Annotated in this window: 9 protein-coding genes; 7 read left to right on the top strand and 2 right to left on the bottom strand. The window is 45.3% G+C overall.

All coding sequences use genetic code 11. From position 1 onward, the window contains the following. Positions 1 to 27: 27 nt before the first annotated feature. Complete coding sequence (gene aspS / locus ONE56_RS08575; protein ID WP_331437392.1) at positions 28 to 1818, bottom strand: aspartate--tRNA ligase; 1791 nt, start codon at positions 1816 to 1818, stop codon at positions 28 to 30. Between the two features lie 398 nt (positions 1819 to 2216). Here aspS and ONE56_RS08580 point away from each other — a divergent pair, with 398 nt between their 5' ends. The 7 genes from ONE56_RS08580 (at position 2217) to ONE56_RS08610 (ending at position 8955) form a co-directional block, all read left to right on the top strand. Next, the gene (locus ONE56_RS08580) at positions 2217 to 3050 is read left to right on the top strand and encodes a DUF72 domain-containing protein (protein ID WP_245228384.1); all 834 of its coding nucleotides are present in this window, start codon (positions 2217 to 2219) and stop codon (positions 3048 to 3050) included. Positions 3051 to 3165: 115 nt separating this feature from the next. Beyond that, the gene (cmoA, locus tag ONE56_RS08585; protein WP_331437391.1) at positions 3166 to 3903 is read left to right on the top strand and encodes a carboxy-S-adenosyl-L-methionine synthase CmoA; all 738 of its coding nucleotides are present in this window, start codon (positions 3166 to 3168) and stop codon (positions 3901 to 3903) included. 62 nt (positions 3904 to 3965) lie between these two features. Next, on the top strand, positions 3966 to 4937 hold the full coding sequence (gene cmoB / locus ONE56_RS08590; protein ID WP_041154850.1) for a tRNA 5-methoxyuridine(34)/uridine 5-oxyacetic acid(34) synthase CmoB: 972 nt from the start codon (positions 3966 to 3968) through the stop codon (positions 4935 to 4937). Positions 4938 to 5266: 329 nt separating this feature from the next. Further along, on the top strand, positions 5267 to 6031 hold the full coding sequence (locus ONE56_RS08595; RefSeq protein ID WP_041154851.1) for an ATP-dependent zinc protease: 765 nt from the start codon (positions 5267 to 5269) through the stop codon (positions 6029 to 6031). An 8-nt stretch (positions 6032 to 6039) separates the two neighbouring features. Further along, entirely contained in the window at positions 6040 to 7545 is a 1506-nt protein-coding gene (locus ONE56_RS08600) for an inactive transglutaminase family protein (RefSeq protein WP_041154852.1), read from the top strand. Positions 7546 to 7548: 3 nt separating this feature from the next. After that, positions 7549 to 8517, top strand: a complete 969-nt coding sequence (locus tag ONE56_RS08605; RefSeq protein WP_041154853.1) for an alpha-L-glutamate ligase-like protein — start codon at positions 7549 to 7551, stop codon at positions 8515 to 8517. A gap of 267 nt (positions 8518 to 8784) precedes the next feature. After that, on the top strand, positions 8785 to 8955 hold the full coding sequence (locus ONE56_RS08610) for a hypothetical protein (protein WP_164833038.1): 171 nt from the start codon (positions 8785 to 8787) through the stop codon (positions 8953 to 8955). Between the two features lie 204 nt (positions 8956 to 9159). Here the strand turns inward: ONE56_RS08610 and ONE56_RS08615 are convergent, their stop codons facing one another. Continuing rightward, entirely contained in the window at positions 9160 to 10632 is a 1473-nt protein-coding gene (locus tag ONE56_RS08615; protein ID WP_423839670.1) for a coniferyl aldehyde dehydrogenase, read from the bottom strand. Between the last annotated feature and the right edge of the window lie 139 nt (positions 10633 to 10771).

Raw genomic sequence — 10771 nt, forward strand, 5'->3', positions numbered from 1 at the left:
GGGAGTTTTTCTTTCAATGTTTTGTGCTTATTCTGCGTCTTGTTCTTTTGCCGCGCCTTTCGCTGCTGTCACGGCAATTGCCAGCTCTTCTAGCGATGCTGGGTTCGCAAGGCTTGGAGCGTCTGTTAGTAGACACGCCGCTGCGGTTGTTTTCGGGAATGCAATAACGTCACGGATATTCTCAGTGCCACATAGCAGCATCACTAGACGGTCAAGACCGAATGCAAGACCTGCGTGCGGAGGCGTGCCGAATTTCAGAGCATCAAGCAGGAAGCCAAACTTAAGCTGTTGCTCTTCAGGCGTGATACCTAGAATATCAAATACCGCTTCTTGCATGTCAGCATTGTGGATACGAACAGAACCGCCGCCCACTTCGTAGCCGTTCAGAACCATGTCGTAAGCGTTTGAGTTTGCCGCTGCTGGATTCGCTTTTAGCTCTTCCGCTGTCACACCAAGTGGTGATGTGAATGGGTGGTGCATTGCATGTAGGTTGCCTTCGTCGTCTTCTTCGAACATTGGGAAGTCAACCACCCATAGTGGCGCCCATGCAGATTCGTCAGTGAGTTCTAGATCTTTACCCAGTTTCAAGCGCAGTGCACCCATTGCTTCTGCAACAATGCCCGCTTTATCAGCGCCAAATAGGATAATGTCACCAGATTCCGCTTGAGTGCGATCAAGGATGCCGTTGATTACGTCTTCGTTTAGGAACTTCGCTACTGGCGATTGGATACCTTCCATGCCTGCTGCGCGGTCGTTAACCTTCATCCACGCCAAGCCTTTCGCACCGTAGATTCCAACGAACTCTCCGTAACCGTCAATTTGCTTACGAGTCAAAGACGCACCACCTGGTACTCGGATAACCGCAACACGACCTTTCTCGTCGTTTGCAGGGCCAGAGAAGACTTTGAACTCAACGTCTTTCACTAGGTCAGCAACGTCCACAAGCTCAAGTGGGTTACGTAGGTCTGGTTTGTCAGAACCGAAACGACGGATTGCTTCGCTAAATGGCATCACTGGGAACTGACCTAGATCTACGTTTAATAGCTCTTGCCACATATCGCGAACCATGTTCTCAGTCACTTCACGTACTTGATCTGCCGTCATGAATGACGTTTCGATATCGATCTGAGTGAATTCTGGTTGACGGTCAGCACGTAAGTCTTCATCACGGAAACACTTAACGATTTGGTAGTAACGGTCAAAACCAGACATCATGAGCAGCTGTTTGAATAGCTGTGGAGATTGAGGAAGTGCGTAGAAACTGCCTTTATGTACACGGCTTGGCACTAAGTAGTCACGCGCGCCTTCTGGCGTTGCTTTGGTTAGTACTGGCGTTTCGATATCTAGGAAACCATTGTCATCAAGGAAACGACGAACAAAGCTTGATGCTTTCGCACGCAGTTTGATGCGATCACTCATTTCTGGACGACGAAGATCTAAGTAACGGTACTTAAGACGCTGCTCTTCTGAGTTCTTCTGGTTGAAGTCCAGAGGTAAAGCGTCACTGCGGTTGATAATTTCAAGGCCAGTAGCCAGAATCTCAACTTCACCCGTCGCCATATCTTTGTTTGCTTGGCTTTCTGGACGAACGCGAACTTCACCCGTCAATTTGATACAAAATTCATTACGAAGTGTATTCGCCACTTCATACGCATCCGCCATATCTGGATCAACTACTACCTGAACGATGCCTTCACGATCTCGCATATCGATAAAAATAAGACCGCCTAAATCACGGCGACGGTTAACCCAGCCGCAAAGTTCTACAGTTTGTCCTGCAAGGGACTTGTTCAGGTGACCACAGTAATGGGTACGCATAATGAAATTCCCAATCTCTCAAAGTTTGTTGACTACGCTCTGTCGGCCTCATTACCAAGCAGAGTAAAGATTCCGTTATACGCTGAAAATCGTTGAAAATCGACTACTCAGCATACGATTAAGTGTGTTTTATCATTCATTGATGATTTTTAGAACAACAAGTGTTCAAAACCGCACCAAAGCAAAAAAATTGTTGGTGATTGAAGCGTGAAATTATACCTAAATAACCTCGATATGCTAGGTTCAGCAAGAATGACTTGGCTCACAGCCGTGATAACGATTTAACGCTCCAGTCATCATGTAGGTCTGTATGTTTCAGTCAAACTCTCGTAAAGTGAACACAGTAATAAATGTAAAGAAGAATGATGGATAACTTACCCCTTCGCCTTGGATTAACTATGTGGTCGCATAACCTGTGGCAACAGAGCTTTTATGGTAGTGGCACCAAACCTGCCGAGCGTTTAGAGAAGTACGCGCAGGTGTTTCATACTGTGGAAGGCAATACCACGTTTTACGCCACTCCCTCAGTCAGTACAGTGCAAAATTGGAGAGCGGCGACACACGACGAATTTAAGTTTACGTTTAAGCTACCCAAAGCCATTACTCATGAACAAATGCTGAGAGGCTGTGACGTGCAGTTGCGGGATTTTATGAAAGTCATGGAACCATTGCACGACCGGGTCGGTCAATGGACGATCCAACTCCCCGCGGCCTTTGGTCCACAACACCTCGAACAGTTGAAGAAGTTCTGCTCCAGTTTCCCACCTAATTTTCCTCTTGGGGTTGAAGTGCGCCATATGGATTTTTTCTCTAAAGGAGCAGAAGAACGAGCACTTAACCAATGGTTAGTAGAAAATAATATCGACCGTATTATTATGGATAGCCGCCCTGTCTTTGCCGCTAAGTCCGACAATGAGGCGATCATTGATGCACAAATGAAAAAACCCAAAGTGCCCGTTCATGCGATCGCGACAGCTTCTAACCCGATGATTCGTTTCATTGGTCATCCTCAAGAACAACAAAATTACGAGTTTTTTACCCCTTGGTTGAATAAGCTACCGCAATGGATTGCCGAAGGTAAAAAGCCATATGTCATGATCCATACAGCCGACAACATTATTGCGCCTGAGCTGGCGGCAAACCTATACAAGAACTTGCAAAAGCGCGTTAATTTACCCGATTTAGCCGCGTTTCCTGCGAACAGAGGCAATGCACAAATAACCATGTTTTAAAGTGCATGTTTTGCCGGAATCAAAAGCAATGCATGACAGGGGCTCGAATTTCTCATAAAATACGCGCCTTTTTTGACGCCTGACGCATAAGTCAGCTTGTAGCAGAGACTTGGTTATGAACCCGAAGAGCAATCCAGATACTATTTTTTCGGCTCCAATCGATAAAATTGGGGATTTCACGTTTGATGAACGCGTAGCGGAAGTGTTTCCGGATATGATTCAGCGTTCCGTTCCGGGTTACAGTAACATCATATCTGCCATTGGCATGCTGGCTGAACGATTCGTAAAGCCTCATAGTAACATTTATGATCTTGGGTGCTCACTAGGCGCCTCTACGCTGTCTATGCGCCGCCATATCAAACAAGAAGGCTGCAAAATCATCGCGGTTGATAATTCTCCAGCGATGGTTGAACGCTGTAAGCTGCATGTAAACGCGTACCGCAGTGATACACCTGTTGATGTGGTAGAGGCCGACATTCGTAATATCGAAATCGAAAATGCTTCCGTAGTGGTTCTCAACTTCACGCTGCAATTCCTGTCACCGGAAGATCGCTATACATTATTGGAGAAAATTTATGCGGGTCTGCGCCCAGGTGGCATCCTGATTCTTTCTGAGAAATTCGTCTTCGAAGACGAAGTATCCAACGAGCTATTGATTGACCTACATCACGACTTTAAACGCGCGAATGGCTACAGCGAGCTGGAAATCAGTCAAAAACGCAGTGCCATTGAAAATGTGATGCGCCCCGATTCTAAAAAAGAACACAAAGAGCGATTTGCCAAAATTGGCTTCTCTAGCTTCGACGTTTGGTTCCAGTGCTTTAACTTTGGGTCTATGTTTGCCATCAAATAACGTATCGCAAACAAATTACTCAGATTTATTTTTTATACCACCAACTCAGCGATTAACTAACTATGTTTAACTTTGCAAATTTCTATCAATTGATTGCCCAAGACACACGTCTTCAACCTTGGCTAAACGTATTACCACAACAGCTAACGGACTGGCAAAATGCAGAGCACGGTGACTTTGGACGCTGGTTGAAAGCTTTAAATAAGATACCGGAAGGTTCACCGAACCAGATTGATATTCAGCACTCAGTCACCATCAGCAATGACACACCGTTTCATGAAGGTGAGTTGAAGAAACTGGAAAACTTGTTACGTACTTTCCACCCATGGCGTAAAGGTCCATACACCGTTCATGGTATTCATATTGATACCGAATGGCGCAGTGACTGGAAATGGGATCGCGTCCTCCCACATATTTCTCCCCTGAAAAACCGTAGTGTGCTTGATGTAGGTTGTGGCAATGGCTATCACATGTGGCGCATGCTGGGTGAAGGCGCGCGCCTTTGTGTTGGTATTGACCCATCTCATCTGTTTCTAATCCAGTTCGAAGCCATTCGTAAGCTGATGGGTGACGATCAGCGTGCACATCTTTTGCCACTGGGTATTGAACAGTTACCAAAATTAGAGGCATTCGACACGGTATTTAGCATGGGGGTTCTATACCACCGTCGCTCCCCACTCGACCATTTGATTCAGTTGAAAGATCAGCTTGTATCCGGTGGCGAATTGGTTTTGGAAACCCTTGTCATTGAAGGGGATGAAAATGCGGTCTTAGTGCCAACGTCTCGCTACGCCCAAATGCGAAATGTGTATTTCTTCCCTTCAGCAAAAGCACTCAAAGTGTGGTTGGAGTTAGTTGGTTTCGAGAATGTCCGTATCGTCGATGAAAGCATCACGACAACCGGCGAGCAACGTACTACAGACTGGATGACACACAACTCATTACCAGATTACTTAGATCCGAACGATCCAAGTAAGACAGTAGAAGGCTATCCGGCTCCAAGACGAGCAGTTTTGATTGCGGATAAGCCGTAAAACTATTAAAGCGTTAATCACTACTCGTCAAAAAAGAACGAGCCAACGCTCACTTCTGACATAGTTTTAACCATCTAAAACGGCGAAACCATTACCCTTCCTTCAGTCTTTATCAAGGACTTGTTTTATTCGCTCTTATACTGCGTTACTGATTTTCTACGTAGAATGATCATGTCTAATTGGAAGTTAACTTAGAATGACCGTGTATTCGAATCAGTACCTTGCTTAAGAGCGGATCAATTCTTGCTGAACAAGCTTCTTGATGTGACTTGAGTATATAAGCTAAACTCCTAAAAAACATACAACTTAATCTGACCCCAAGGTTTTCAATGTTAATACGATTGACTCCGGTTATTGCTATTGCCTTATTGTCTGGGTGTTCACTCACCAAAGGCGAGCAGTACCATCAAGAAACGCTAGCCGCCATAGAATCCTCTGAAGCAAATGTTAATAATCGCATTACTAATCTAGAGCTGCAGCTAAGCAATCAATCTGACTATATCGATAGCCTTGAAGTGCAAGTCGATACATTACAGGGGGAGCTTCGTTCTTTTCGACGTGAAGCGATGGCTGAAGTGAAAAAACCAAAACCCCAAGTCGTTGTCCCACCAACACCAGAGGTAGAACAAACACCGACTCATGAGATCCTCCTTGGTTCTATTGAAAAAGTGACGATTGAATCAACCAAGCAAATATTTGACGCCAGAGTCGACACTGGTGCTGCCACCTCTTCATTGAATGCAGTTGATATTGAAGAGTTCGAACGAAATGGTGAAAACTGGGTGCGATTCCATCTGGCCGATAGTACGAAGTCAGACGAGGAAAAACGTACATGGATTGAAGCCCCTGTTGTTCGCTATGCAAAAATCCGTCAAGCCATGAACGAAGAGGCTAAACGTCGACCTGTCGTAGAGCTTTGGGTACGAGTCGGAAAAATTCATGAAAAAGCGCAATTTACGTTGGCAGATCGTTCACAGATGAACCATCCTATTTTACTGGGCAGAGAGTTTATGCGCGACATAGCATTAGTTGATGTCAGTCGTACGTACATCCAAACAGAAAAAGATACTAAGAAAAACAAAACGAATAATTAAGGTAGATTATGACGTCAAAAATACCGTTTTACCTTTCAATCTTCTTGTTGTTGATTGCAGGGATTGCTCTGAGTGTTTTCCGACACCAAACCTATGGCGTACCATGGACTCCAGGTGAAACCAGTCAAGTATGGGATGTAGAGGCACGAATTGAATTCAACGCCAACGGAAACGAAGTAAAAGCTTCATTGGCTGCGCCACATACCCAAAGCGGCTATACCCTCATTGGTGAGTCCGCATCCTCTTCAGGCTATGGTGTTTCTTACATCAGTTCAGATTCAGGCCGACGTGCTGAATGGTCTATTCGTCAAGCAACCGGCCCACAAACGATTTACTACAAAGCGCAATTTTTGGTAGACCCGCAAGCAAAGGTAACACCACTTCCGCCCTCTGAAGATATCACGCCTCCTACGCTTTCAGCTCCCCAACAAGCAGCAGCAAATGCATTGATCGAGAGAGCAATGAGCCGCTCAGCGGATAACATTACGTTTACTCGTGAGCTGATTAAAGCGCTGAATGATCCTGACAGCCAAAATACTGCTTTGTTGCTTAACGACTTTGATCGTACTGACGCATTACAAGCGATTCTCCTCACCGCAAATGTTCAGAGCAAAGTAGTCGGAGTGATTGAGTTAGAAGACGGACGTCGACGTCAAACCATACAACCTATGGTGCAAGTATGGTCAGGTGAAGAGTGGGTATTATTCTCACCAAACTCGGTACAAAAAGCTGAACAACCAAACTTGCTAGTTTGGGATGAATCCAATGTTTCTTTACTTGACCTAGTGGGCGGACAAAATAGTCAGGTTCATTTCTCCATGATCAAGCAAGATGTAACACCGCAGCAGGCAACCAATAATAAGATTGAAGCTGACGGCTTGTTGAACATCTCGATTCATAGTTTGCCTCTTGAAGAACAAGCCATGTTTAAAACGATAATGCTGATACCTATTGGTGCGCTCATCGTTGTCTTCTTGCGGGTAATTATCGGCCTTAAAACTTCAGGTACGTTCATGCCAGTTTTGATTGCTGTTGCCTTTGTTCAAACGCAACTGGTCACTGGTATCGTAGGCTTCTTGCTGATTGTTGGTACGGGTTTGATTATCCGAAGTTATTTATCGAGGCTGAACTTGCTTCTGGTTGCACGGATATCCGCCGTTATCATTACGGTAATCATGATTATTTCTGTATTTACCGTTGTCGCGTTTAAGATTGGCCTAACGGAAGGTCTAACCATCACTTTCTTCCCGATGATCATCTTGTCATGGACCATCGAACGTATGTCGATTCTGTGGGAAGAAGAAGGGGCAAAAGAAGTGGCGTTGCAAGGTGGTGGCTCGCTGCTTACCGCTGTACTGGTTTATTTAGCAATGACGAACTCGTATATCCAACACTTAACCTTTAACTTTATTGGCCTACAGTTGATTGTTCTGGCAGGTATTCTCCTACTCGGTACCTACACGGGCTACCGCTTGACAGAGCTTCGTCGTTTCAAACCGTTAGCGGAGGACTAAACGATGTTAGAACGTTTTACTACGCCATCGAAACTCCGCCATAAGGGTATTATGGGGATGAACAAACGTAACCATAGCTATATTGGCCGTTACAATGATCGTTCTAAATACCCACTGGTTGATGACAAGTTAAAAACCAAGATCATCGCTCAGGCGGCAGGGGCAACCGTCCCAGCTCTCATTGGCGTGATTCATAACCAGGCAGAAGTGAGAACCATCCACAAGATGGTTGAGCAATGGCCAGGTTTTGTTATCAAACCAGCGCAAGGCAGTGGTGGTAAAGGAATTTTGGTCGTGACTTCGCACAAAGACGGGGTGTATACCAAGCCTTCGGGCGCAACCATCGGTAAAGAAGACGTAGAACGTCACATCAGTAACGCACTTGCCGGACTGTTTTCTTTAGGTGGTAAGAACGATGTTGCCGTTGTGGAAAACCTGATCAAGTTTGATGACTGTTTTGATGGCTTTAGTTATGAAGGCGTGCCAGATGTACGAATTATCGTCTTCAAAGGCTACCCAGTCATGGCGATGATGCGTTGCTCAACGGCAGCTTCAGATGGTAAAGCGAACCTTCACCAAGGTGCAGTAGGCGTCGGGATCGATATCGCAACAGGCAAAGCAATTCGCGCCGTGCAATTCGATCAACCCGTTACCCATCACCCTGATACGGGTAAAGACCTCTCTACGCTACAAGTCCCCCACTGGGAACGATTACTCGAACTGGCTTCCAGCGCTTGGGAAATGACCGGGCTGGGTTACATGGGGACTGACATGGTGCTGGATAAAGAAGAAGGCCCGATGGTACTTGAGCTGAATGCCCGACCAGGCTTAGCGATACAAATTGCTAACGGCGCAGGCTTACTGCCACGTTTGAAACATATTGAGAGTATTGGAACCCCAGCCGAATACCCTAAGCCCGCGGAACGTGTTGCATACGCTGCTAAACAGTTTGGCGCAAAACCGCTATTTTAAATTACTTTGTGATACACAGACCTGTTTTTAGCTGCTCTATATTTTAAGCAGGTCTGTTTTCAGCAAACTGATAGCCCGCATTCCTCAACGTGATTGTTAGCGACTCATTATTTGTGGTGAGTAATACTTCACAGTTAATACAGAAACCTTCTGTTGTTCCCTACCAATAAATGATCAATCTAACATATTCAATATCAATAGGTTCTTTTTTAGGCAGTGTTTTGCGTAAGATAAGTACTCCCCTAACCCAACTTGTGAGGTTGAGGTGTGATAAAACAAGATACAGAGAACAACCCGCTCGTACTTAACAACCAAACCGTGCTGAGTAAGCATGAAACGTTAGAACAGCAATTACAACGCTTATCAGATGTATCAACCCAAGCGCTTGAAGAGCTCGCTGAAATGCTCGAAGTGGAAAAAGAAATTCCACACGGTTAGTTGCCCCTTTAGTGCGATACTAAAGAAATGCGATACCAAAACCGAGTCGGTATCCCCTACCGTCTCGGTTTTTAGTTCTACCGAAGAAAACAGAACAAATCTACGTTAGTGATACCATTACCCTACCGCCTGTGTATAACCCTCATGCAAACTGCATCTCACTTTCCAAGTGCATGGTTGGGCAATTTCCCTTATATGCTGGCACTACTTTTTCAATTTTGGATCGGGTTTTCCAACAAAAAAACGTAAAACGAGTTTTTGCACGATATTGCCATATGGCGGTGTAAAAAGTTGGATTGGAAACCAATCGCGCATTTGAAAAACGGTACGTGCATGGCTCAACTCACGAAAGCCCTCTTTACCGTGATAGTTACCAAACCCTGAGTGACCGACGCCACCAAACGGGACTGAATGATTAATAACATGCCAGCCCCAATCGTTTATCGTCACCCCACCACTGTGCGTTTGTGTCAGAACAGCATGTCGCTGAATGTTGTCATGACCAAATAGATAGCATGCAAGCGGTCTTGGCCGGTCGATAATGTATTGGATCACCTGCTCAATTGAGCGGTAACTATGGACAGGTAGAAGTGGGCCAAAGATCTCTTCTTGGCAAATACGCATCTCAGGGGTCAAGTTTGTCGCAATATACAGGGGAGTTTTACGGCCTTCACCAGCTTCAAGGCATTTCACAATGCTTGCCCCCTTTGCTTTGGCATCGTCAAGCAGTTGATGAAAACGTTGATGCTGAGAGTCATCCACCAGCGACGTATAATCCTGGTTCCCTTGAATCGATTTGTACATCCCTTTATGCGCCGCTAGAACTGCGTCGACAAATAGCTGTTCTTTGCCTTTTGGGACAAACGCGTAATCCGGTGCGATACAGATTTGTCCCGAGTTAAACCCTTTTCCGTGCGCAATGCGTTGCGCCGCTTTGGTAATGTCGTAGTCATCAAATACAATAGCTGGAGACTTACCGCCTAACTCGAGTGTCAAAGGAGTGAGGTTTTTTGCTGCATTTTCCATTATTTGTTTGCCGCTCGCAGGCGAACCGGTGAAAACAAGATGGTCAAAAGGCAAGTGAGAGATGTCCATCGCCTCTGGATGGGTTCCATCCACAACACGAACCAAATCGTCAGGGTAAATTTCCGCTAACATTTGGCGTAACAACTTTGCGGTTGCTGGACAGTTAGGCGGCATTTTGATCATGCAACGATTCCCCGCAGCCAACGCGGTAATTAATGGGCCAATAGATAGATAAATAGGGAAATTCCATGGGCAAATGATCCCAACAACCCCTTTAGGCTGATATCTAACTTCAAGCTTATTGCCTTTAAATAGCCATTCAGTTGGTCGCTTGCTTGGTTTCATCCAGCGTTTTAAATGCCCAACCACGTGATTGATATCGAGGATTGGTGCAAGTACGTCAGACATCATCGACTCAGTATGACAACGTCCTCCGAAGTCTTCGCTGATTGTCTCTGCTAACACACTCTGATACCGCTGAAGCTGGGTTTTTAGCGCGACTAAACGCTGCTTTCTTAATTCAAACGTTGCGAAAGGCTCTGCTTGATAAGCCGCTTTTAACTCAGTTAACCAAACAGATAACTCACTTTTAGGAAAAGCATTTTGGTTGCTATGTTGATCTTTCTTATTGTCATCGGTTGATATGGTCATTGCGCTCTCTCACCTTGAATTTTTTGATTACATCACTTTGACAACTTGATGCAAAGGTAGCACACAGGTAAACGCACTGATATTCCGATAAAATTTTATATGCGGCGACTCAATCATATCCGTTACTTTCAACTTTGCC

This window comes from Vibrio mytili (genome assembly GCF_049563345.1).
In the GTDB taxonomy this organism is placed as follows: domain Bacteria; phylum Pseudomonadota; class Gammaproteobacteria; order Enterobacterales; family Vibrionaceae; genus Vibrio; species Vibrio mytili.